General features: G+C 41.1%; 25 protein-coding genes. 3 read left to right on the top strand and 22 right to left on the bottom strand.

Annotated features, from left to right (window positions below; translation table 11 throughout):
• The 16 genes from fliR to QL984_RS08980 all read right to left on the bottom strand — a co-directional run bounded on the left by fliR (position 1) and on the right by QL984_RS08980 (position 14,618).
• A complete protein-coding gene (fliR, locus tag QL984_RS09055) occupies positions 1-780 on the bottom strand; it encodes a flagellar biosynthetic protein FliR (protein ID WP_013465551.1) in 780 nt (259 codons plus the stop codon).
• Between the two features lie 2 nt (positions 781-782).
• Entirely contained in the window at positions 783-1,052 is a 270-nt protein-coding gene (locus QL984_RS09050; protein ID WP_010387922.1) for a flagellar biosynthetic protein FliQ, read from the bottom strand.
• A 41-nt stretch (positions 1,053-1,093) separates the two neighbouring features.
• Positions 1,094-1,834: a flagellar type III secretion system pore protein FliP gene (gene fliP / locus QL984_RS09045; RefSeq protein WP_128583044.1), complete on the bottom strand. Its 741-nt coding sequence runs from the start codon at positions 1,832-1,834 to the stop codon at positions 1,094-1,096.
• Between the two features lie 4 nt (positions 1,835-1,838).
• On the bottom strand, positions 1,839-2,222 hold the full coding sequence (gene fliO / locus QL984_RS09040) for a flagellar biosynthetic protein FliO (RefSeq protein WP_024602027.1): 384 nt from the start codon (positions 2,220-2,222) through the stop codon (positions 1,839-1,841).
• Complete coding sequence (gene fliN, locus QL984_RS09035) at positions 2,219-2,617, bottom strand: flagellar motor switch protein FliN (RefSeq protein WP_013465554.1); 399 nt, start codon at positions 2,615-2,617, stop codon at positions 2,219-2,221. The genes fliO and fliN overlap by 4 nt, the downstream gene beginning before the upstream one ends.
• 20 nt (positions 2,618-2,637) lie before the next feature.
• Positions 2,638-3,729: a flagellar motor switch protein FliM gene (gene fliM / locus QL984_RS09030; protein ID WP_010387912.1), complete on the bottom strand. Its 1,092-nt coding sequence runs from the start codon at positions 3,727-3,729 to the stop codon at positions 2,638-2,640.
• A 9-nt stretch (positions 3,730-3,738) separates the two neighbouring features.
• The gene (gene fliL / locus QL984_RS09025) at positions 3,739-4,266 is read right to left on the bottom strand and encodes a flagellar basal body-associated protein FliL (RefSeq protein WP_013465555.1); all 528 of its coding nucleotides are present in this window, start codon (positions 4,264-4,266) and stop codon (positions 3,739-3,741) included.
• A 57-nt stretch (positions 4,267-4,323) separates the two neighbouring features.
• Positions 4,324-6,132, bottom strand: coding sequence for a flagellar hook-length control protein FliK (locus QL984_RS09020; RefSeq protein WP_290172487.1), 1,809 nt, complete (start codon positions 6,130-6,132; stop codon positions 4,324-4,326).
• 87 nt (positions 6,133-6,219) lie between these two features.
• Positions 6,220-6,666 (bottom strand): flagellar export protein FliJ, encoded by a 447-nt coding sequence (fliJ, locus tag QL984_RS09015; RefSeq protein ID WP_248532818.1) that lies wholly within the window; start codon positions 6,664-6,666, stop codon positions 6,220-6,222.
• Positions 6,666-8,000 carry a flagellar protein export ATPase FliI gene (fliI, locus tag QL984_RS09010; RefSeq protein ID WP_008112184.1) on the bottom strand — a complete coding sequence of 445 codons (1,335 nt, stop codon included), beginning with the start codon at positions 7,998-8,000 and terminating at the stop codon, positions 6,666-6,668. Before fliI ends, fliJ begins: the two co-directional genes overlap by 1 nt.
• Positions 8,001-8,018: 18 nt before the next feature.
• Entirely contained in the window at positions 8,019-8,822 is an 804-nt protein-coding gene (gene fliH, locus QL984_RS09005; protein WP_290172484.1) for a flagellar assembly protein FliH, read from the bottom strand.
• A gap of 3 nt (positions 8,823-8,825) precedes the next feature.
• Positions 8,826-9,866: a flagellar motor switch protein FliG gene (gene fliG, locus QL984_RS09000; protein WP_013465559.1), complete on the bottom strand. Its 1,041-nt coding sequence runs from the start codon at positions 9,864-9,866 to the stop codon at positions 8,826-8,828.
• Positions 9,859-11,574 carry a flagellar basal-body MS-ring/collar protein FliF gene (gene fliF, locus QL984_RS08995; protein ID WP_024602023.1) on the bottom strand — a complete coding sequence of 572 codons (1,716 nt, stop codon included), beginning with the start codon at positions 11,572-11,574 and terminating at the stop codon, positions 9,859-9,861. Before fliF ends, fliG begins: the two co-directional genes overlap by 8 nt.
• Before the next feature lie 20 nt (positions 11,575-11,594).
• Positions 11,595-11,927, bottom strand: coding sequence for a flagellar hook-basal body complex protein FliE (gene fliE, locus QL984_RS08990; RefSeq protein WP_016899229.1), 333 nt, complete (start codon positions 11,925-11,927; stop codon positions 11,595-11,597).
• Between the two features lie 157 nt (positions 11,928-12,084).
• On the bottom strand, positions 12,085-13,509 hold the full coding sequence (locus QL984_RS08985) for a sigma-54 dependent transcriptional regulator (protein ID WP_290172482.1): 1,425 nt from the start codon (positions 13,507-13,509) through the stop codon (positions 12,085-12,087).
• Positions 13,506-14,618 carry an ATP-binding protein gene (locus QL984_RS08980; protein WP_290172481.1) on the bottom strand — a complete coding sequence of 371 codons (1,113 nt, stop codon included), beginning with the start codon at positions 14,616-14,618 and terminating at the stop codon, positions 13,506-13,508. The genes QL984_RS08985 and QL984_RS08980 overlap by 4 nt, the downstream gene beginning before the upstream one ends.
• A 129-nt stretch (positions 14,619-14,747) precedes the next feature.
• Between QL984_RS08980 and QL984_RS08975 the strand changes: the two genes are divergently transcribed.
• The gene (locus tag QL984_RS08975; RefSeq protein ID WP_290172479.1) at positions 14,748-15,335 is read left to right on the top strand and encodes a DNA-3-methyladenine glycosylase I; all 588 of its coding nucleotides are present in this window, start codon (positions 14,748-14,750) and stop codon (positions 15,333-15,335) included.
• A gap of 116 nt (positions 15,336-15,451) precedes the next feature.
• Here QL984_RS08975 and QL984_RS08970 read toward each other — a convergent pair whose 3' ends face one another.
• A complete protein-coding gene (locus tag QL984_RS08970; protein WP_028833983.1) occupies positions 15,452-16,888 on the bottom strand; it encodes a sigma-54-dependent Fis family transcriptional regulator in 1,437 nt (478 codons plus the stop codon).
• 365 nt (positions 16,889-17,253) lie between these two features.
• Between QL984_RS08970 and fliS the strand changes: the two genes are divergently transcribed.
• Both fliS and QL984_RS08960 read left to right on the top strand, forming a co-directional pair.
• The gene (gene fliS / locus QL984_RS08965) at positions 17,254-17,649 is read left to right on the top strand and encodes a flagellar export chaperone FliS (RefSeq protein ID WP_008112168.1); all 396 of its coding nucleotides are present in this window, start codon (positions 17,254-17,256) and stop codon (positions 17,647-17,649) included.
• A complete protein-coding gene (locus tag QL984_RS08960) occupies positions 17,649-17,972 on the top strand; it encodes a hypothetical protein (RefSeq protein WP_290172475.1) in 324 nt (107 codons plus the stop codon). The genes fliS and QL984_RS08960 overlap by 1 nt, the downstream gene beginning before the upstream one ends.
• A gap of 189 nt (positions 17,973-18,161) precedes the next feature.
• On the opposite strand, the gene fliD is transcribed toward QL984_RS08960, so the two are convergent.
• The 5 genes from fliD to flgL all read right to left on the bottom strand — a co-directional run bounded on the left by fliD (position 18,162) and on the right by flgL (position 24,761).
• Entirely contained in the window at positions 18,162-19,586 is a 1,425-nt protein-coding gene (gene fliD, locus QL984_RS08955; protein ID WP_290172473.1) for a flagellar filament capping protein FliD, read from the bottom strand.
• Positions 19,587-19,613: 27 nt separating this feature from the next.
• On the bottom strand, positions 19,614-20,000 hold the full coding sequence (locus QL984_RS08950; RefSeq protein ID WP_290172471.1) for a flagellar protein FlaG: 387 nt from the start codon (positions 19,998-20,000) through the stop codon (positions 19,614-19,616).
• A gap of 100 nt (positions 20,001-20,100) precedes the next feature.
• Positions 20,101-21,558, bottom strand: coding sequence for a flagellin (locus QL984_RS08945; protein WP_290172470.1), 1,458 nt, complete (start codon positions 21,556-21,558; stop codon positions 20,101-20,103).
• Positions 21,559-21,774: 216 nt separating this feature from the next.
• A complete protein-coding gene (locus tag QL984_RS08940; RefSeq protein ID WP_096038660.1) occupies positions 21,775-23,226 on the bottom strand; it encodes a flagellin in 1,452 nt (483 codons plus the stop codon).
• Positions 23,227-23,501: 275 nt separating this feature from the next.
• Positions 23,502-24,761, bottom strand: coding sequence for a flagellar hook-associated protein FlgL (flgL, locus tag QL984_RS08935; protein ID WP_013465585.1), 1,260 nt, complete (start codon positions 24,759-24,761; stop codon positions 23,502-23,504).
• Between the last annotated feature and the right edge of the window lies 1 nt (position 24,762).

Here is a 24,762-nt window from a genome sequence, read left to right as displayed (position 1 = left end):
CTAAGGGGAACAACCAACTAGAGTACACATCAGCTCAACCATTTTTAGCCATTGGAACTCAAACTGAGTGACAAAGTTACCGAGCGTTGCCCAAATAATAACGAGCCCTGCCACTAAGGTAAACGGGAAGCCTATCGAGAAAATATTTAACTGCGGTGCAGCACGGGTCATAATACCAAATGCCATATTAATAACCAGCATGGCGGTTAATGGTGCTAATGACAGTACTAATGCAGTGGTAAACATCCAACCACCCCATGTCACTATGTCCCAGTAATGATCAACCGCCCACCAATTGCCATCAATCGGGAGTACTTCAAAACTGTGCACCACCATTTGAATCATCATTAAATGACCATTAAACACAAAAAATAATAAGGTAGCTAATATAAGATAAAATTGCCCCACTGCAGGCACACTCATCCCATTAGAGGGGTCAACAACAGATGCAAAACCTAAACCGGTTTGCATAGCAAGAATTTGACCGGCTAATACAAACGTATTGAGTAATAGTGTGGACGCAAAACCAATTGCGACACCAATCAACATTTGTTGGAGTACCACTAAAATCATTTCAAAAGAAAATAGATTAGTAAATGTAGCAGCAGGAAGAACAGGAACAACTAAGAAGGTGACCACTACAGCCAAGCCCATTTTTATTCGAGCAGGTACGTTTTTTGCGCCAATACCCGCCATGATCATGATCATAGAGCTGATGCGCACTAAGGGCAGTAAAAAATCACTTAACCATTGAATGACAACGGAAAATGGAAATTCCATTGTTAACCTGCAATTTCGGGGATAAGCAGCACTAAGCGATTAAAAAAGTCCATTAGCTCTTGAGTAAACCAATGTCCTCCCACAATCAGGGCACTGATGGTGATTAATAAGCGCGGTAAAAAACTCAGTGTTTGTTCGTTAATTGAGGTTGCTGCCTGAAACACAGCCACAACCAACCCAATAATTAAGCCAGGTACCACAATGGCAGACACCAGCTTAATCACTAAAAATAGGGCTCCACTTAAAATATCAACAAATACTTCAGGTTCCATGGACGACTCCTAGTGTGATTGGTTCAATGAAGAGTGCACAACTACGTGCCCAAGCCAAAGCTTTTAGCGAGTGTACCCATCACCAAGCTCCACCCATCAACCAATACAAACAACATAATCTTAAACGGTAGCGACACAATCATAGGCGATAACATCATCATACCCATGGCCATCAATACCGATGCAACCACCAAATCGACAATCAAAAAGGGAATAAAAAACATAAAACCAATAATAAAAGCGGTTTGTAGTTCACTGGTCACAAACGCAGGAATAAGCACAACCATTGGCGTTGCTTCAGGCGAGTCAAGCTGATCGTAACCTGCTATTTTAGCAAAGGTTTCTAAATCTTTTATACGTACCTGTGAGAGCATAAACGCTTTCATTGGCTCTTTGGCTAAATCAAGTGCTTCAAGTGACGTTACTTGTTCACTTAAATACGGTTCGATAGCTCGCTCATTTATTTGCTCATAAATTGGCGCCATAATAAAAATACTTAAAAACAGCGACATACCTAGTAATACTTGGTTCGAAGGCGTTTGCTGCAAACCAATGGCTTGGCGCAAAATAGCTAAAACAACAATAATTCGAGTGAAAGAGGTCATCATGATGATCGCGGCTGGAATAAAGCTCATAGCCGTCATGATCGCCAACACTTGTAGCGTCACTGAGTAGTCTTGGGTGCCATCGGCATTAGTGGTGATCGTCAGCGCGTCAATCCCCTCGGCATTGACCCCTGGGACGAACAGCATGGCAAATAGGAAAAGCAGCCATTTAGTCATAATATTAGTTCTTTTTATTTTGATTAAGTTGCGGATTCAACATTTTGCCAAACCGCTTCGCTAATTCTGGTAACTCTTTTTCTGTTAGGGGGGTTTCTAACTTGTGTAGATAATTAATACTGTGTGGAGTAACCCCTAATAGGTGCTGTGCATTATCTATTTCAACCACCATTAAGCGCTCGCGTGATCCCAACGGAAGACTGCGGATCACTTTAAACTCATCGTTATTGGTTAAATTTGGATTGAGCTTTTTTACAAAAAAAGCCAACACTAAAATTAACACCACAACCATACCCAAAGATAACACCATGGATACGATATCTGTGGTCGGTGTTGCAGCATCGGTTGCTGCAAACACCGAATTGCTTAAACTGGCTAGTGCTATCATCGTAACTTTTTGATCCGTTCAACCTGGCTAATTACATCCGTTAAACGAATACCGAACTTATCGTTTACTACAACCACTTCGCCATGCGCAATCAAAGTACCATTAACTAATACATCAAGCGGTTCGCCGGCAACCCTGTCAAGCTCAACGACCGAACCTTGGTTAAGTTGTAATAAATTACGAATATTAATTTTAGAACGCCCTACTTCCATAGAAATAGTAACGGGAATGTCTAAAATAGTATCGAGTTTACGTTTTTCTTCACCGCTGAGTTCATGCTTTGAATCATCAAGCTCATCAAGCTCGGTTACTTTGACCTCAGGACTATCGTCAGTGCCTTCAGCTTCAGCAAGTGCTGCTGCCCATTCGTCCATTGTATCTTGATCATCGCTCATACTTTTAACCTTTTAATCAATTACCAGTCTAAGTCTACACCGTTTGAAAGGTGTAAATCATCTTCTAGTTCTGCTAATTCTGCATCTGAATCAATTTTTTTGCCGCCTTTGGTAAAGACATGCAGCTCAGATTTAACTGAATCAGGGCGTTTAATTTTTTCACTAATTTGTAGCGCAACGTTATCACGTGAACGACCCATTTTAGCTCTAAATGTAGGGAGTTCTTCCACAAATACGGTAATATGCTCAGGCATTTCAACTGGAATTATATCCCCCGCCTTGAGCTCCATTATTTGTTTTAAGCTTAAATCAACTTCAAGTAGCTGGGTCGATAAATCGACTTCTACGTCCATTATTTCGTCACGAAGCGCCTTACTCCAACGTAAATCGGTATCTTCAGTATCAGACTGAACACCCGCATCCAATAGCTCTCTGATAGGTTCGAGCATTGAATAAGGTAGCGCAATATGGAAGTCTCCCCCGCCACCATCCAGCTCAATATGAAAAGAGCTGATAACCACTACTTCGGTTGGGCTAACAATATTAGCCATCGCAGGGTTTACCTCAGAATCGAGGTACTCGAACGACACATCCATCACCGGTGCCCATGCTTCTTTGTAATCTTCAAAGATTATTTTCAGCAGCATTTGCACGATTCGGCGTTCTGTTGGGGTAAATTCACGTCCTTCAATTTTGGCATGATAACGGCCATCGCCACCAAAGAAGTTGTCTACCAGTATAAATACTAAGCGTGCTTCCATGGTAATAAGGCCGGTGCCTTTTAGTGGACGAAAACGCACCATATTCAAACTCGTTGGTACAAACAAGGTATGTATGTACTCACCAAACTTGATCATTTGCACGCCGTTAATTGACACCTCAGCGGTGCGGCGCATCATGTTAAATAAGCTAATTCGCATGTGACGGGCAAATCGCTCGTTAACAATTTCAAGTGTCGGCATGCGACCACGCACGATGCGATCTTGCGAAGAAAAGTCGTACTGTAGTGTACTTCCCTCACCATCTTCACCGTCGTGTATATCTTCCTCTTCGACTTCATCGACACCATGTAATAGCGCATCAATTTCGTCTTGGGATAATAAATCGCTCACACTGGCCCCTTATTGCATCACAAAGCCGGTAAATAGTACCCGCTCAATTACTTTATTCCCTTCAACATCCATCATAGCGGCCTGTACTTTATCAAGTGCAGTAAAACGCAGTGTTTCTTTGCCTACACTGGTGCTAAGTTCATCAGCCGTTGTCATGGAAAATACACTCAGGAGTGTGCCTTCAATCAGTGGAATGTGTTTTTTAGCCGTTTCTTCATTACCATCGCCGCGCACTAATAATTGCACTTTAATCTGTACAATTCTATCGCGACTAGCCCCTGGCACATTAAAAATAAACGGTCTAGGCATCGCAACATATAAAGCACTGCCAACCGTTGCCGAAGAACTTGTTGGCGCAGCAGCTACCTCACCATTGGCAGCATCATCTGCAAGGGTTTCTACTGGCTCATCACCACCTGATAATAAAAAGTACCCTGCCACAGCGCCAACAATAAGTAATACAGCGGCAATAATTATTATGAGTTTGCTTTTACTTTTACTTACTTCTTCTATTTCTAAATTAGTATCTTCAGCCATTGTATTTCCTTTATTTGCAAAGGTATTTGCTTGTTTTAACTATTATAATAGCAGGACTTAGGCATAGTAATCTATTGATGATAACGTTTGTTGTCCAGAACCCTGTATTTGCTTATCTGGTTGCTCACTATTTGTCTCATCTGTAGAGCGATTATTAGCCATTTGCCCTTGTGCATCACTTTCTTGTTGCTGTGCTTGTTCACCTGAGGAATCACCGTAAGAAATACTGCTTTCACCTAGTTCTAAACCTTGCTGCATCAGCATTTCTCTAAGCCTAGGTAACGACTGCTCCAGCGCTTCTTTGGCTTGCTGGTTTTGCACTACAAAGTTGATTTGTGCTTGCTCAGCATCACTTCTAATACGAATTTGCATACTGCCCATTTCTGGGGGATCTAGGCGAATTTCAGCTTCTTTATTATTAATACTTAACATTGAGCTAACCCGCTCTTGTAGCATTTTTGCCGCATCACTTTTAATAATGTTTAAAGCCTGTAAGGTGGCAGGATCAATGCTTACTTGTTTCGCTTGTGCGGTACTTTGTAACTGTCCTGCTTGCAAGCTTTGCGCTTCAATAATAGCTTGTTCGTACCCTAAAGTATCGTATTTAGCGAGACTATTAAGCGACTGTTTGTCAAATATATTAATGATCTGAGAGAAAATTTGTGCTGCACGCGGTGGCATTTGCTCAGCATTAGTGCCGCGCATGCTCTCTTTTTGTAATGCGTCTAACTGTTTGGCAAGCCCGTCAGGGTTATCAGCTACCGATTTTGAACTCTCTAATTTTAGCTCAGGTTTTACATTGGCTGATTCAGTACCAGTCTGTGCTTTTGGCGCTATTGCTCCCGCCAAAGCATTATTTGAAAATAGTGGCTTATCTTTGGCGCTAAACAAGCTGTCCGCGTCAATCGCGGTCTCTAAATCACTGATTACTCCTTTTAGCGAGGTAAGTTCTTTCGTTGATAAAGATTCATTTTTAACGTAACCCTGCAACTGATTGAGTAAGGCCTGTTTTTCTGAGGTAGTTAACGTACTTATTTGTGCATTAATGGTCTGCTGAGGTGTTTGCGGCTTCTCACTTTCACTCACATACTTACTGAGTAATTGCTTTAAATCCGCTAGGTTATCTTTATTAATTGGCTTGCTCATCGCATTAAGTTCAGTAGCTAACTCACCTTGCTGAGCAGGTGTTAAATTTGCCAATAATTTATCTGCTTTAATGGCATTATCATCTTTTGATAACAGCGCCAAAATTGATGAGTCTAATGATGATTTTACGGTTGTGGTATCAGTCGGCTTATCGGCCACCTTATCTGTTGCTAATTGACTTGAAACAACATCGCCTTTTTGACTCGCATTAACAGCTGCTAGCGCTTTTGTGTCAAGCAGTGTCGGCTCACCTTCGCCTTTTCCTGCTAAATTAGCACCTTGTACATTTTGTGTTTGTGGAATGATTTCATCATCCACAACGGCATCACTTGGCATAGTAATAATAGGTGCCAGCTTATCTTCAGGCTTAGCGTTTATTTTAACAGCGTCTTTGTCTATTAACTGCGCACCACCATGGGGGTTATTTTTTACTGAGGTATCGATGACTTGTGCCGCATTAATTTGCGCCAGCATATCTTCACCGCTCAAAGGCTTTTCTTCGCTACTTTGCTCTTTTAGATCGGATTGTTCATCTGCTGATTGTTTGTTTGGCGCTTTAGCTTGCGTACTGTGTGTTTCAGAAGCTTGGTTAGCAAGGGCTAATTGATCAAAAAAGCCCGCATCATTACTGCTGTCTAGCTTTGTTTTATCACTGTCTTTTTTAACTAAGTATGAGTCTTGCTCAGATACCGCTAACATTGAAATATCATTTATCGCCATAAATCACCTAATAAAAGCGGCAACAGCCCACCGCACAATCCTAAAAATCATTGCTCTTGTAGAATCTAAGCAATTAGCATGCCTACCTTATAGTGCTTTATGCCTTTGATAAAACTGATTAGAGGAAAATTCATCGAGCATTTTTTGCTCACTTTTAGCGGCCAACATATCCGCTTTTATCTGTTGTTTTTCAATTAACTTAGCAACCGCTTTCGCTTTTACTTGTTGCTTTAACCACAAGGTTTTACGCTGGCTAACCACCTGCTTTGCAGTGTTAACAGTGCTTGCTTGTTGACGTATCGCTTCTTCAATCTTAGCAATGAATGCATGATACTGGCTAAATCCGGCACTTGATAAACCCGACTGCCCCTTAATATGAAGTTGCTGCGTGTATTCAAGTCGAAAGTCATTTAAGCCCTGCAGCTTTTGCTGATTTAATTGCAAATTTTGATTAGCTTGCAAATAGCTCATGCGTAACGTTTCTTCTTTTTCGTTTTCAAGCCTGAGCAACAAATGCAGTTTATTTTTTGCCATTATGCTTGTCCTAATAATTGCGCTAGCCCTTGAAGGCCATCATCATAGCTAATCACATCACGCATCCCTTGTTGTAAAAATGCGTTCACTCTTGGCATCATGTTTATTGCCTGATCGAGCATTTGATCACTGCCTTTTTGATAAGCGCCCAAGGTGATCATGTCTTTGTTCTGTTGATACATTGAATACACTTGCTTAAGCACCCGAGCTTGTTGCATGTGCGATTCAGACACCACTTGAGGCATAACTCGAGAAATCGATTTTTCTATGTCAATGGCAGGATAATGGCCGCTGTCGGCTAAATCACGCGATAAAACAATATGTCCGTCAAGTATGGCACGTGCAGCATCAGCAATCGGGTCTTGCATGTCATCGCCTTCACTCAGTACGGTAAAAAAGGCAGTAATAGAGCCTTGCCCTTCCCCGCCATTACCCGCTCTTTCCACCAGCGCAGGTAATTTAGCAAATACTGAAGGTGGGTAGCCTTTTGTTGCAGGGGGCTCACCGACGGCAAGCGCGATTTCACGCTGTGCCATAGCATAACGCGTCACCGAGTCGAGTAATAACAATACGTTTAAACCTTGATCTCGAAAATACTCTGCAATGGTTACCGCACTTTCGCAGCCTTTTAATCGCATTAATGGTGAGGCATCAGCGGGAGCTGCAACAACAACTGAACGTTTACGCCCTTCAACACCCAGTATTTCTTCAATAAATTCTTTTACTTCTCGACCACGCTCACCGACTAAACCCACTACAATCACATCGGCTTCACTGCCTCGGGTCATCATGCCTAATAATACTGATTTACCCACACCAGAGCCTGCAAATAAGCCCATGCGCTGGCCTTGGCCGACAGTAATCACCGAGTTAATAGCACGTACCCCCACATCCATAGGCTTACTAATGGGGCGTCTTGCAAGAGGGTTTATTGCATTTTGAGCAAATTTGAGTGTATGTTCTGCATTAATTTTACCTAAGCCATCTAAAGGTCTGCCTAAGCCGTCTACCACTCGACCAAGTAAGCTCATGCCAACAGGCAAACCTGTGTCATTAACTTGGGGGATAACTCGCGCACCAGGCAGTACGCCTGAAATGTGGTCGTTAGGCATTAAATACAAAGTTTGATCGTTAAATCCAACAATTTCAGCGTCAACAAAGCCGTTCATTGTTTCAATTTTACATTGGCTGCCTACCGGAGCGCGCAAACCTTTGGCTTCCAGTGTTAAACCAACCACACGCGTTAAAACTCCCGCGACTGCAGGCGCTGGAATTTTAATATGCCGTTGGTATTGAGATAAGCGTTCGCTTAATGAAGTATCGCTCACAGACATGACACGCCAATAAAAAAGTTAGATACCACTGTTATGCAAAAAGCTATCCAACGTTTCTTTGACACGGGTTTTCAAGGTCATATCTAAAGATGATAACGTTGTTTTAACTTCACAACCGCCCCGATCTAGAGTGGGTTCTGCAATTAGTTGCCAATGATTATCTTCAATAGCTTGTTCACCATAACTGGCTTTTATCAGCGTTAAGTCATCTGGATGAAGATGAATTCGAACTTTTTCTTGTTCTGCATTGAGTGCATCAATGCTTTTTTTCAAAGTATGTAAAATAATATCAGGTGATGTTTTTACTTCTTGATAAATAATCGCTTCACTGAGCATAGTGGCTAGCTGTACCAGTTGTTTTTCTGCTTGCTCGTCCACTTTTTTAAGCGGGTCGCTTAAACTATCTAGTAAGCCACGCAGGCTGGTCAACTGCTCATCAATTAATGGTTTAACATCTTCTTGGCCTTGTGTTTTACCCAGCTCTACACCTTCTTTGTAACCCGCCTCTTTACCCTCGGTTACGCCTTTGTCAAAGCCATCTATATAGCCTTGTTCGTGCCCTTGTTTTAGGCCTTCTTCGTAGGCATCTTGGCGAATACGCTCCAGCTCTACCATAGTTAATGAAGGCAGTTCTGGTTCTTCCGGTTCTTCTACTTGCTCTTTTGCTATTTCTTTACGGTATAGCTCGGCTAAGGGTGTGCCATAAGCCGTAGAGCGATTGCGAAAGCTTCGCTCATCAGGAGCAACATCAGGAATTGGCCAATTTTTTAATAACTCATCAGCTTCATCTGCATGTAATGGGCGACCTTTAGAGTGACTCATAGGTTATAAGAACTCCTCACCACCGCCACCACCAAGCATAATTTCACCTGAATCAGAAAGGCGACGTGCTGTTGATAAAATTTCTTTTTGCGCCGCTTCTACTTCACTAATACGCACAGGAGCCATAGCTTCTAAATCATCAGCGAGCATTTCAGCGGCACGTTTTGACATGTTACCCAAAATTTTCTCTTTAAGGGCATCATCGGTTCCTTTAATGGCTTTCATTAATACATCTTGCGGCACTTCACGCAGGATTGCTTGAATGCCTCTGTCGTCTACATCCATTAAGTTTTCGAAGACAAACATTAAGTCTTGAATTTGTTGCGACATTTCTTCGTCATGCTCACGGATTGAATCCATTAACTGGCCTTCAACATTGGTATCGAGGTAGTTCATGATATCTGCCGCAGCTTTTAAGCCACCCATTTTCGCAGCTTGTGCACCCGCTTGACCGGCAAATTGTTTTTCCATAATTTCATTCAATTCTTGCAATGCTGCCGGTTGTACTTCTTCTAAATTAGCAATACGCATGGTTAAATCGAGGCGCACTTTTTCAGGAAATTGCGCTAAAATTTCAGCAGATTGTTCCGGCTCTAGGTAAGAGAGAACAATTGTTTGAATTTGTGGATGCTCATTACGAATAATGTTAGCCACCTGTTTAGAGTCCATCCATTTTAATGAATCAAGACCTTTAGCGCCTGAGCCCATCACTATTTGGTCTATCAAGCTGGCGGCTTTATCTTCACCTAATGCGGCTGTAAGTGCTTTTTTGATGAAGTCTTCAGACTGAAAACCAATCGTACTAAAGCTTTGAATTTGTTCAATAAACAAATTATGAACCGCGCTAATTTTAGCTTGCGACAAATCATCGATTGCCGCCATAGCCATACCGACCTTTTGCACTTGTTTTGGCTCTAAGTGCTTGAGGATTTGCGCTGCATCTTCTTCAGTTAAGCTCAGCAATAATATTGCCGCTTTATCTACTCCATCAAGTTTATCAACATCAAACGCTTGAGGTAGTTGTTTTTGTTCTTGATCAGTCATCTTCTGTTAACCACGCTTTCACTACTTGTGATGATAGTTCTGGTTCATTGGCTACAAGGGCACGAACCGCTTTGAGTAAGTCTTCGTCGCCGTGTAGGTCTGGTAAGCGTAGTGTACCATCGCTTGAGAAGCCAACAGAAGCAGAATCAAAGTCATTATTTAGCATATCTAATGTGCTGTCACCAAGATCAACACCTGAACTAAGAGAATCTTCATCGTATTCTTCAAGTGTATTATCTGGGTAGATTAAGCGTTTAAGCATAGGTTTAACGACAGCTAAAATCAGTACAATAATAACCAGTGCACCTAATACTAAGCGCATCATTTTCATAAACCAATCTTGTTCCCATAAAGGCAACTCGAAATCAAGCGCTGAGTCTTCACGAACAAATGGTACGGTCACTACTTCAAGTGCATCGCCACGTTGCATATCAAAGCCTACGCCACCTTGTAACAAGCGACGAATATTTGACAGGGCTTCAACCGAGCGTGGCGTCATAGTTGTTTCACCATTTTCACCCACCGTAGGCAGGTAATCAACTGCAACAGAGACGCTTATTCTGCGGATCACTCCAGTTTGCTGACGCTTATGTGAAATAGTGGTATCGAGTTCATAGTTACGAGTGGCTTCTTTGTGAGTTCTACTCGGTGAGGTTGCAGTGCCTGCACCGCCCGCCATCGCATCTTCAGGAATAGTTGAGTTAACTGGTGGCTGATTAGTCAGCGCGCCTGGAATACCAACCGCTAGGCCACCAATATTATTTTCTTCAAAGGTCGTTTCACTTCTTACCGCAGGTAAATCTGGGTTGTAACGTTTTTGTGTTTCTTCTACCGCACTAAAGTCCATACTTAAATCTACTTGTGCGGTGTAATTACCTAATCCAACCACGGGGATCAAAATACTGTCGATTTTTTCTAGGTATTCTTGCTCACGTTTACGTTCTATATCGTATTCTTTACGCGAGCGTGCAGCTAAAGAGGTTTGCGAGCCTGAATTTAATAAACGACCATTTTGATCGGTCACAGTAACGCGAGAAGGCTCAAGCCCTTGTACCGCTGAAGCTATCATATCAACTACTGAGTCAACTTCTTCGCCATCTAGAGAGCGACCGCGTTTAAGAGTAAGTACAACAGTCGCAGAGGGTTTTTTCTCTCTACGGGCAAATACATTTTCTTTGGGAATAGCTAACAATACTTTGGCGCGAGTAACATTATTTAGCTCTTCTATAGTACGGGCAAGTTGTTGCTCACGGCCATGTTTAAGGCGCTCACGTTCTAAACGTTGGCTTACCCCAAACCCCATGTCTTGCATAATAATGTCGCTACCTGATGTAGGCCCTTGATCTAAACCTTCACGGGTCATCAATAACTTGATATTTTGATATTCAGTTTCATCCACCGAGACCACATTGCCATCAAGTTGGTAGTCAATTTTTTGTGCATCTAAAAAGTCGAGTGTTTCTATTAACTCTTCAGTTTGCATTTTACCTAAAGGGCGCATATCTGGCTGACGAGCCCAAATAATAACGAAAATAGCAATGGCTAAACAAATAGCTAATGCAACAATCAGGGTAATTTGACGTAAAACATCAACACCGCCAAGGGAACTGAAATAGCCTGATTTTTGCTCTTGTTGATCTTCGTTTTCACTTTGCTCCATCATGCCATCAGCAAGTGCCAGATCTGTAGATTGATTAGATTGCGCCACAATAATTCTCCACTACCTAGTTAAACAGGCATGTTCATAATTTCTTTATAAGACTCAACAAGCTTATTACGAACCTGTACCGTAGCTTCAAATGCCACAGAAGACTTTTGCGAAGCAATCATAGCCTCAGCAAGTGATACGCTTCTGTCGCCATTCTCTACCGCTTTTACTTTTTGCCCTGTGTCTTGCTGAAGCTCATGCACTGTATTAAGGGCATTACTCAACATGTCACCAAACTGTGCTGTAGAGGTTGATTGCACTTGCGTTGGCAAGTTATTAACTTGATTACTACGTGTGGCCTCCGCAGCCATTGATTGCATTTCTTGAAATAAAGCACTGTTTTGAATTTTCATAATTGTCTCTGATAATGCAGTAAACTCTTAAAGAGAATAAAGCACAAAACATGCCAAAAATTAAAACCAATTAAAACAACGCTTTAAGTAAAATAATTAAGCAGTCAGAGTTTTGACAGCCCTAAATTCAAGTGATTGAACTTAGGGCTTATGGGGGTTATGCTGGGAGGGAAATACCTAAATCACGCATTTGTGCTAATTTGTAGCGTAAAGTACGCGGGCTAATACCTAAGGTTTCGGCGACCTCTTTACGTTTTCCTTGGCAGCGTGCCAAGGTTTCTAAAATAATACGATGTTCTTTATCTTTAAGCTCATCTTTGTAACTACCAGTATCGACGGCTAACAAATCATTTTTTTGCTCATCTGCAGGCGCTGCTTTTTCATCATAATAAGCGTTACTGAGACTACTTTTTACAGGCTCAATGTCAGCTTTAGTTTCTGCCACAAAATGCGTTGGGGCTAGATTTTCGATAAAAATAGCATGCTCATCAATACTATTCCCACTGCGTAAAATTAATGCTCGCTGGATAACGTTATCTAGTTCGCGTACGTTACCGGGCCAGCTATGGCTAAGCAGTTTTTGCTCTGCACTGCTATCTAAATACGCCATTGGCTCTTTGCTTTTACTTAAGTGACGTTCAATCAAATGTTTAGCCAGCACAATAATGTCCCCTGGGCGCTCACACAGTGGTCGCCACAGTAAAGGAAACACATTGAGTCGATAATATAAATCTTCGCGGAACTGATTTTCAGCAACGGCCTCTTTTAATTCGCGGTTACTGGTTGCAAGCACACGTACATCTAGCGAAATGGTTTTACGACCGCCTAAACGCTCAACTTCGCGTTCTTGTAATACCCGCAGTAGTTTAGCTTGTAAGCCTAAATCCATTTCGGTAATTTCATCAAGTAAGATAGTCCCACCCTGTGCTTGTTCAAACTTACCCGGGCAGGCCTGAATCGCGCCAGTAAACGCGCCTTTTTCGTAGCCAAACAAAGTAGCTTCAAGCATGTTTTCAGGAATAGCAGCACAGTTAATTGCTACAAATGGTTCATTGCAGCGTTTTGACTTGTCATGAATATAACGCGCCAGTACTTCTTTACCAGAGCCACTTGGCCCAAGCACCATCACACTGGCATCTGATCGAGCAACTTTATTAGCAAGTTCGAGTAATTGAATACTACTAGGGTCGGCGACAATGGGCCCGTCTGTTTCTTTTTCTTTTTCTGGTAAGTAACGACTCACCATATTCAATAGCACTTCTGGTGCAAATGGCTTGGCCATATAATCAATCGCGCCTAAACGCATAGCCTCTACAGCATCATCAATAGTGGCGTAGGCCGTCATCATTAGTACGGGTAAATCAGGGTAATTTAATTTAATACTACGTAATAAATCCAAGCCGCTCATTGCGCCCATTTGTACATCACTGACCACCAATGAAAATGCTTCTTTTTTTAGTAGCACCATGGCTTGCTCGGCACTATTGGCGGCCATACAGGCTATACCTGACATTTCAAGCGTATCAATTAATGCTTCACGAAGTCCGGCGTCATCTTCTACAACTAAAATAGTGTTACTCATTGTGACTCCCCTAATTTAGATGTGACACTAATAGGTAGCAACATACTAAAAATTGCTCCCCCTTGTGGGTTGTTGTCTGCTTCAACACGTCCCTGATGTGCACTGGCCACTGAACTTACAACGGCAAGTCCTAAACCAGTACCTTGGCTTTTGGTGGTATAAAAGGGTTCAAATATTTTTTCAGTTTGTGCTAAATCAAGCCCAGGGCCATTATCACTAACACTAATGCGGACATAATCAGGGTCTTGCATATCACGCAAAGCACTAAGATGTACTTGTGCACCACTGCCAATGACTTGAATACTATTATGAATTAGGTTTTGAATTGCGCTTGCCAATGCTGTTTTGTTACCCATAATTTCAATATCAGGCTCAGGTAAGCTCACATTTAATTCGCTATCATTGAGCGCTACCATAGCATCGGCACCGGCTTTAACTTCACTTAGTAGCTGTTGCATCGACACTTGCTCAACAACTTGCTGATCACCACTTTTAGCAAATAACAGCATGTCGTTTACTTGGGTTTCTAAATCTTTTAAACGTGACATTAATTTAGTATGAAAACTGCCGCGAGACGCTTCGGGTAAGCGTTTTGAGCCTAAATTTGCGGCATACAACATAGCCGCTGATAACGGTGTGCGTACTTGATGAGCTAAAGACGCAACCATTTTACCTAAGGCACTTAAACGCTGCATATGCGCGACTCGCTTTTGTAAGCGTCGGGTTTCGGTTAAATCGGTCATTAGTATAAGTTGCCCAGGCTCAGGCGCGAGTGCAGTAATATCGAGCTTAATTAAGCGTCCATCTTTTAACGACACTTCATGACCATCATCTTGATGAGGACGAAATGAGCGCTGAATAACGCTAAACCACTTCTCTCCTTCTAATGGCTCGCCGAGCATATCTATGGCAATTTGATTCGCTTTGGCGATCATTCCTTTACCATCGAGTACAATCACGCCCGCAGGCATGGTATCAACCAGATGAGAGAGCCAACTTGCTTGTTGACGCAAATCACTCAACTCACCAACATACTCCTCTTGCAGTAAACATGGGTTATACTGATTAGCAGAAATAAACTGAGGTTTTAGCACACTTGCAAGGGCCATAATCAACTCTCTAAATTAATGTAGATGTAGTGGCTAATGCACAATATGTACCAAAATTATTTCATAATAATATCAACAATTTAAATAGTTAAAATACGTGCCGTAAAAATGACGCGCTAAGGAATAAGCATGAAAGAAGAAGCTCAGTGTCGCTGTCCATGGTTAGATACTTCAAAACCCGACTACGTGGATTACCATGACCATGAATGGGGCGTACCTGTGTATGACGATCACCTACTTTTTGAGTTTTTAACGTTAGAATCGGCACAAGCAGGGTTAAGTTGGTACACCATATTAAAAAAGCGCGCTAATTATAAAAACGCCTTTGCAAACTTTGATGTAAATAAAGTAGCGGCCTTTACTGAGCAGGACCTAGAAACATTAATGCAAAATGAGGGAATTGTTCGCAACCGCTTAAAAATAGCCGCAACAATTAATAATGCAAAGTGCTTCATTGCTATTCAAAAAGAGTTTGGCAGCTTTAGTGATTACCAGTGGCGGTTTGTTGGCAATAAACCTCAGGTAAACGATTTAGAGACGCTTGCGGATTACCCTGCAGTTACTGAAGCATCAACGTTATTTGCAAAAGATTTAAAAAAGCGCGGTTTTAAGTTTTTAGGCCCAACCACAGTGTATGCCTACATGCAGGCGTGTGGAATGGTTAACGATCATAGTAATAATTGCTTTAGAAAAGAAGAAGTTAAAAAGCTAGGCTAGGTGGGGTTACGGGTTACGAGACGCGGGGTTAACCCGCTGACAAGTATAGCGCCGAGTTTGCATTAAACGCGGTGTTTAGTTTTTCTAACCTAATACCTGAAACCTGCCCTTAGCTCTCAATCTCTCGATAGGTTATATTTTTTCATTTTTTCGACCAGAGTGGTTCGCCTTACGCCAAGCACTTCAGCAGCACGGGCTACAACGTAATCAAAACGTTCCAGAGCCTGAGTTATTAAGTTAATTTCAAGCTCAGCTAAGTACTCTTTAAGCTCAATACCTTCATCGGGCAATAAACCAGGTGCGGCCTGAGCAAAGTCATCTTCTAGATCTATTTCATCTTCGCTAAATCCGCCACTAAAAATATCATTAAAGGCATCACGCTCCATCAGCTCTTCTGGGTACTGTGGCTCATAGGCTTCAACTTCAATGTAGCGGTATTTATTGGGTAAATCAGGGACATCCACCACCTTGTCTGGGAACATAATAACCATACGCTCAACTAAGTTAGCGAGCTCACGAATATTACCCGGCCAAGCATGTTCTTTTAAACTATCAATAGCACGCTCTGTAAACTTAGCAGTAGTACCACTTTGCTCATTTACACGGCGCATAAGCTCTTTAAGTAGTAAAGGAATGTCTTCTGCGCGTTGAGCAAGAGATGGGCTCTCAATAGGAAAAACATTTAAACGATAGTATAAATCTTCTCGGAACGAGCCTTTTTCTATCATGTTTTCAAGATCACGGTGGGTTGCAGCAATAACACGCACATCAGCCTGAATCGCTTTGGTACCACCAACACGCTCATAACTACGCTCTTGAAGCACTCGCAGTAACTTAACTTGCATTTGCAGTGGCATATCCCCTATTTCATCTAAAAATAGCGTACCACCTTGCGCTAACTCAAAACGGCCTTTTCGTGCTGAAATAGCCCCGGTAAACGCGCCTTTTTCATGGCCAAATAGTTCACTTTCTAATAGCTCAGCAGGAATAGCGCCACAGTTTACCGGTACAAAGGGGCCTTTATTACGTTTAGAAAGCAAATGTACGTTACGGGCAACGACTTCTTTACCTGTGCCCGACTCACCTAAAATAAGTACGTTAGCATCGGTTTTAGCAACCTGCGTAATTAAAAAGCGTAAATCTTTTACCGCTTTGGTTTCACCAACAAGACCATCAAAGGTGCTTTTCTCTTTATTATTTTTATGTTCATGCGGCAACATGCGCTGATATTGCTGACAGTCGTGTAACAGCTGTGTGGTTATTTCATGAGTAAATGGCTCACATATCAACCCCACAACATTAGCCAAACTCAACAAAGGTTTAAGCGTTTCACCAATGAGTAAAAAAGGAAATGTTGGGTATCGTTTAATTAAACTTTCGTGATCTAAAGACTGCAAAGCACCTAACACCACAATACATTCTTTGTTTTGATAGTGGCTACATGCCTGTTCAAAGTCAGCTTCTGTTTGCAACTGTACAGCCTCACCAATAAAAGTAAGCGATGCGTATAATCCAATAGAGCGATTGTTATTATTATCTAAAATTAAGATCATCTTTAGCGAGCCATTTATTTCACTAATTTGTTTTATTAATCAAATTGTAAGCCAGTTGGGTTTGGATGCAAGCAATAGCGGCGATTTTTTGACATTAACGCCAAAAAACAGACACCCGCCACGCAAAGCTAATACTTTATAACTAATAACTCTTTAACTATTTATAACGGCATACCGACTTAGGATGAATTATCTAACACGTTTTGCCACTGATGATGATGCGACTCTACACAGAAGAAACTCATAAAAAGTGCTATTATTACTTAAAGGTGTGACTGTTTTTGCCGATAAGTAATAGTCAAACTTATGTTGGAACTAAACTTGCTTAATGTTCTACACAGTAATTAAAATTTGAGGAATTACCCATGGCTCATGCATCAATCAATAAATACCGTCAAATAACAGTTAGCAGCGTTAAAGAGATGACTCCCTACGACCAAGTTAAACTCGTGTTTGTAAATATTGTTGGCAAGCTCTCTGCTGCAAAAGGATTTATTGAACGTAAAGAGTTAGAAAAAAAAGGCAACGCAATCTCTGATTGTATTGTGCTACTTGGTGCGTTGCAGCAAGTGTTAAATTTTGAAGACAATAATGAAGTATCAACTAACTTAGACTCTTTGTACGATTACTGCCAGCGTTGCTTATTAACTGCAAACCTTGAAAACAACATTGATAAAATTGATGAAGTAATTACCTTAATTAAAGAGATTAAGTCAGGCTGGGAAGCAATTCCATTCGAACAAAGAGAACCACAACTGTAATGACTTTAAAGCAGGTTACGAGCTCACAAATTACTGATAGTAAGACCAGAGACTACTGCAATGAGCTGGTTAGTTTGATTACTGACTCTCAGGATTGGGATATTGAGCAAGCACTGAATATTCATAGCCGGTTAGACAGTTACATGAATGAATCTTTAAAGCATAACGACGGTTTTTATTCTGAATCTGAGCTTGAGTTTTTAATCGCATTTGTGGCACAGCTTTCAACACTATTTGATAGCGAAAAACAAAAGCTAGCGATAGAAATTATAAAGAAACAAAAAAGCAAAGGCGCGGTGAATAAGTATAAATCTAATATTTAAAAATATTATTTACTTTAGCTCCCCCCTATTTTATTCCCCTTTACAGAGTGATTAAGCAGATTTTTCACTCTGTATTTTTATTTCCTCAAACCTCACTATAAAACAACACAGTTAGTTACTAACAATCGAACAAACATAAAAAAACCTGACTCATAAGCCAGGCTTTATTTGCTAAACAAGGTTAATTGTTTAGCTAGACTTTTTAACCACACCAGGTAGGTTAGCTAATTGCTGTTGCAAGTAACTCCCTGTCGAGTTTAGGTTAGCAACGAGCAAATCCATTGCGTTGTACTGGCTATATAATCGCTCTTCATATTTAGCCATACGGGTATTAAACTTTTCTACGTCAGTTTCTAGTTTAGAAATTTGTGATTCGCGACCTTCTATACGAGAGCTAATAATACCATCAGAGGCCGTATAACCTTTAATAACAGTATCTAACTGGCCAACAAAACCATCACCGTCATTTTCGCCAACAAAAAACGTTTGGATAGCTTGTGGATCACTTTCTACCGCAGCTTTAAGTGCATCAGAATCAATACTTAACTTACCTGAGCGCTCAGTTCTAATACCAAAGTTAGCTAAAAAGTCGGTATTACCATTACCCGTGCTAAATTCAGATGTTAACATCGAGCGTACTTGGTTTACTGAACCTCTAAGTAATGAATCACCCGCAAGTGCACCAACGCCCTCTTCAGCGCTAGATCGACCTAACTGATTTGATAAATCAATAAACGCATTAAACTTTTCTACAAACGATTTTAATCCAGCCGCAATATTGTTATTGTTTTCTGTTATCGTTGCTTTACTTAAATCACCATCTGCGTTGTGCGTTTTTTTGGCATTAATGGTGACACCCTCAATGACATCTTTAAACTCATTTGTACTGCTTGTCGCAACAAGCGTCCCATCAATCGTAATTGAGGCATCGGTCGCTGCCGTTACTTCATTTAAATTTTCAGCATAGGTTGCAGATGCAGCATCGCTGTCATAAGCTAGTCGTGATAAGCCAGACAAATCAGTATTATTAGCATCACCAACATCATCAACCACAATCTTTATTGCGTTTACTGCGCCAGTTTCCTTACTTGATAATACCAATCGCTGCCCCGTATCATCAGTAATAATAGTGGCATTAACTGAGTCGTTATCGGTAGAATTATTAATAGCATCACGAATATCAGCAAGGGTTGCTGTATCTGACACATCAATATTAAAATTATTACTACCTGAACTAATAGTTAGCTTACCCTCACCCACAGCCTCATCACCTGCTATGGCACTTGAGGTTAACTTGTGGTTTTCAGCTAAGCTGTTTACTTTTATAGAATAGTTGTTAGTTTGCGCGTTTTTTTCAGAGCTTAAAGAGACAAAGTCATCGCTACCACTGATAGTACGCTTTTGAAAATTTTCGATGTCCCCCAATGATTCTAGAGAACCATTAAGCTCTTCTAAAGACGCTTTTAAGGTCCCTACCGCAGAAATGTCCGTAGTAAAATTTGCTTGCTGTTGTGTTACCCGTGCTTGATAAGGGGCTTTTTCAGCATTGACTAAAGCGGTTACAATTTCATTAACTTGAAGTCCTGAACCTATACCTGTAAATGAAATAGCCATAATACTTACCCTCTTAAATTGCTCAAACTAAACTTTAAAATCAACTAACACGCCAGTGGCTTCTGCTAATTTAGCAACAATACCTAATACTTCTTCAGAGGGATATTGCTTAACTAAATCACCGCTTTCTTTATCAATTACCTTAATAACATTACGGCCAGAATCTTCATCTACTTTAAACTGTAGGCTACGATTCATTTCGCCCATAAAGTCCTGCAATTGCTGTACCACCTTCTCTAGTTTTTCAGGTGACAACTCAGTTTCAGAAACTTCACTATTACTTGCCGTGGTGGTGATGGGTGTATTCTTTTGCTCATCGGCGTTTTGCTTAACTTGTGATGGGGCTTGGTAACTTGAGCTAACCTCACCTTTTTGCGTTGAGCTGATATTTAGATTTAAACTTTGCGTTTCCATAATTCGCTCCTACTATAAAGCGATATAAAGCTTTATACCTATACAAGAAAGGAAGGGTTGCCCCTTCCTTAGTAGTTAAAGTATAGAGCTTATTGTTAAATTAACCTAATAAGCTAAGTGCTGCCTGTGGCAACTGGTTAGACTGAGCTAAGATTGTTGTACCAGCCTGTTGCATAATCTGGTTCTTAGTTAGTTTAGCCGTTTCTGCAGCGTAATCTGTATCTTCGATACGGCTTTTAGAAGCTGATACGTTTTCTGATACGTTTGCAAGGTTAGCAATAGTGAAACCAAAACGGTTTTGTACCGCACCTAAGTCAGCACGTTGTGCATCAATTTGCGCAAGCGCCGCATCGATAGTATTGATAGCTGCTTGCGCACCATCACTAGTTGTACCAGAGATATCAACACTTTCAATAGATGTTAATGTACCTTTACCACCAGTAGCTGCAATAGCATTAGTAGCTGTGCCACCTAATATATCGTCAACATCTGAACCTGAAATGCCTATTTGATTTGGTGATGACAATGTTAATGTTGAAGTGATGCTAATATCATTATTCGTTGCACCACCAGCAACTGCTGCACCACCTGTAACATTGCTTTTAAGTGTTGCAGTCCCTGCAGTACCTGTCATTTGTATACCGTCAACATCCTGCGCTTTCAGTCTTAATGTACCATCTTCAACAACAGCATCATAACCATCAGCTTGCATCTCTGAAGCTAAACGATCTATGTCTCCGCCAAACTCAGCTAGTTTGTAATCATCAACAACATTACCACCTTTCTGTAACGATATAACACTATCATCTGCAGATGTTAAGCCAGCAAGAGACACATCTAACTTAGCTGTAGCAGTTACACCTGTAGCCTCATTATTTATCGCATCGGCAATATCAGCAGCACCTTTGCCAGTTACTCCTGCATTGGGAATAGCAACACCGTTAATGTTTAAGTCTGCAGTCGCAACCGCTCCAACTGCTGTAGATAAAACTGCAGTTTGTGTTGTAGGTGACCCGAGACCAGTAGCAATACCTTTTACTTCATATGCGCCAATTGCATCAGCAGACACATCACGTAGACTTACATTGATTGTTTCGTTTGCGTTTGAACCTACTTGGAACTGTTTAGTGCCGAACGAACCATCTAGTAAGCTTGTACCACCAAATTTGGTCGTTTCAGCGATACGAGTAAGCTCTTGCTGTAATGCGCCCACTTCTTTTTGTAGTGCTGCACGAGCGTTAGCATCGTTTGAACCATTAGCTGATTGTAAAGATAGGTCACGCATACGTTGTAAGATGTTTGATGACTCTTGCATCGCACCTTCAGCGGTTTGCGACATTGAGATACCATCGTTAGCGTTACGCTGAGCAACACCTAAACCATTAATTTGTGAAGAAAGACGGTTAGCTATTTGTAGACCTGCCGCATCATCTTTCGCGCTGTTGATTTTCATACCAGATGAAAGACGTTGCATTGATGTACCTAATGCATCGCTAGATTTTGATAAGTTTCTTTGTGCATTTAGTGATGCAACGTTAGTATTTACTGATAAAGCCATGTTATAACTCCTGATTACTTTCGTAATGTAACTAATTGATTTTAACCAAGAGCCATCACAATAAAAATCTGTTCAAGCTCCGTTCTAATTAAGTTAACGGCCGTTATAAAATTACCTTTAGCTTTTTTTTAAAAAAAACAGTAAAAACTTTTAATTGATTGAAATACAGACAAAAAAGCCAAGCATATTTGCTTGGCTTTTTATAGTTAGCGGATATTAGCCACCTAAAAGACTTAATGCTGCCTGTGGCAACTGGTTTGCCTGAGACAAAATAGTGGTACCTGCTTGTTGCATTATTTGGTTTTTAGTTAGTGTTGCGGTTTCAAGCGCGTAATCAGTATCTTGAATACGACTGCGAGAAGCTGACACATTCTCAGATACGTTAGCAAGGTTGGCAATGGTAAAACCAAAACGGTTTTGTACCGCACCTAAGTCTGCACGCTGGGCGTCAATTTGCGCAAGCGCCGCATCTATAGTGTTAATCGCAGATTGCGCACCCGCACTAGTCGTACCTGATATATCAACACTTTCAACAGATGTTAATTCACCAGAACCACCGGTAGCTGAAATATTTGTACCGCCTAGAATATCATCTACATCAGTACCCGATATGCCAATTTTTTCTGACGAAGATAAGGTCAGTGATGATGAAACACTGATATCATTATTGGTAGCGCCACCAGCCACTGGCGTACCACCTGTTGCATTGTTAGCAATAGTAGCTGTACCGGCAGTACCTGTCATTTGAATACCATCAACGCCTTCAGCTTTTAGTGTTAACGAACCATCATCTACGATTGCATCATAGCCATCGGCTTGCAGCTTTTCAGCAAGACGATCAAGATCACCACCAAATTCTGATAGTTTATACGTATCAACCGCAGCGCCAGCTTTGCGAAGAGTTAAGTCACTGTTATCCGCTGATGTCAGTCCTGCAATAGTGACATCTAATTTTGCAGTTGCAACTACGCCTGTTGCCTCTTTGTTAATGGTATCGGCTATTTCAGCTGCTCCCTTACCCGTAACACCTGCATCAGGGATTGCAACACCATTAATATTTAGTCCTGCCGTAGCAACTGCACCTGTTGCCGTAGCAAGCGGTGCTGTTTGTGTTGCAACAGCACCCAGTAACGTACTGTTTCCTTTTACTTCATATGCACCAATAGCGTTTGCAGCAACATTACGCAAACTTACATTAATGGTTTCATTCGCATTTGCACCTACCTGAAACTGTTTAGTACCAAAAGTGCCGTCAAGTAAGCTGGTGCCACCAAATTTAGTGGTATCTGCAATTCGAGTGAGCTCTTGTTGCAAGGCTGCTACTTCTTTTTGCAGTGATGCACGGTCAACCGCACTATTTGAACCATTCGCTGATTGCAGTGATAAGTCACGCATACGTTGTAAGATGTTTGCAGACTCTTGCATCGCACCCTCAGCGGTTTGCGCCATAGAAATACCATCATTGGCATTACGCTGAGCAACCGTTAGGCCATTAACCTGAGACGTTAGTCGGTTGGCAATTTGTAAACCTGCAGCATCGTCTTTTGCGCTATTAATACGCAAACCAGATGATAGTCTCTGCATTGAGGTTTCAAGTGCCATGCTAGATTTAGATAGATTGCGTTGCCCATTAAGTGATGCAACATTTGTATTTACGCTTAAAGCCATTTTACCATCTCCTAGTTTCAATCAGAATGTGGTTCAAAATATTTAAGCAAAAACCACACTTTCTATAACTAGCTAAATGCATTAGTTGTGCCAACTAGTAAAAAAAGATTAACCTTATGTTTTAAAACAACTAAATAACACTTATTGCGGCTTTAAATTAGAAGTTAGCGATTTTTTGACAGAAGATAAAAAGGGGGTGACAGTTTTTTGCCGCTTCGTTAAGGCAAGTTATTACCTACTTTTCTCGTAAAGTAATAACCTGCCTTGGATAGTATTTATAAATAATCGAATAATGAAAGTTTAGCCAAGCGACCAAAAGTCGCTTGTGAAGCCTGTAAACCAGACTCATGTTTAGTAAGATCGCTGATGGCTTCAGCGGCATCAATCTCAATCAGGCTGGATCTATTTTCTTGATTATTAATATCCAGTGCACTGTTTGAATCGGTCACACGCTCAACCACATTCATCCGTCCACCTAAACCAGCTTGTGTAAATACAATCTGTTCACTAGCATTTTTAAGCTGAATTAAACCATCCGATAATGCTTGGTTAATTTGCGCTTCATCAAGTTGTTCGTCATTTAGGCTAATGATCAAATCTTCTAGTGTATTCAATACATTTTCTTTGCTTGGTTTCTCAAGGGTAAAATCAAGCTGCCCCGGTGCTACACCTTCAAGTTGAATTTCCATACCGGCAAATTCAATCGGCTCATCAGTTACTTCACCAGTCACAGGTGGTACAAGAGGATTACCATCACGTAATATCTCATACTGATCAGGCGATGAAGGGGTCGCACCAGGGATCACATTAACGTTGTAGGTATTGATCGTTGGAGAAATAAGCGGATCTGGGTCTGAGTTATAATTATCTTTGTGAAAACGATCAAACTCACCTTGATTTTGAACATAAACAGTTCCAGCGGTAATACCGCCTGATGGCGCTCCACCATTCGATACCACATCAAGACGTGCATCAACTCGTTCAAATACATTAAAGCCATTATCGCTTGATTTGATCTCAACGCCTTTTGCAATAGTTACTTCGTGCTGGCCTTGATCGCCTTGGTATTCGTATTTGCCATTAGTGCTATTAAATGTATAAGTTTGAATATCGTCTTGATAGCCAGAGAAAAGGTATTTCCCCCCTTCAGATTGACTATTCATTAAGTTAAGCAGCGATTTTTGCAATTCTTTTAGTTCACTGGCAACCGAAGCCAAATCACCTTTATCTAACGAACCATTGCCCGCTCGTATAGTTAACATTTGCGCTTCTAAAATAGTGTCGTTCATACCTTGTAATAAACTTTCTTCGGTTTCTAAACGCCCTTTTAGCTGGTTAATATTCTTCGTCAGCTGCTCATTAGTTTCTATTTTATTGGTGTACAACATACCCTGCGAAATAGCAGCAGGGTTTTCTGAGGTACTCAAATATTTTTGACCTGTCGTAACGCGCTCCTGCGCACCAGCTACATTTTGTTGATTCTCAAGTATTTTATTAATGTTATTTTGATACATTAAATTATTTGATAAACGCATA

It is taken from the genome of Pseudoalteromonas sp. APC 3495, from assembly GCF_030407645.1.
GTDB lineage: Bacteria > Pseudomonadota > Gammaproteobacteria > Enterobacterales > Alteromonadaceae > Pseudoalteromonas > Pseudoalteromonas tetraodonis.
The sequence above is the reverse complement of the archived record's forward strand: the minus strand, read 5'-3'. Positions and strand labels throughout refer to the sequence as shown.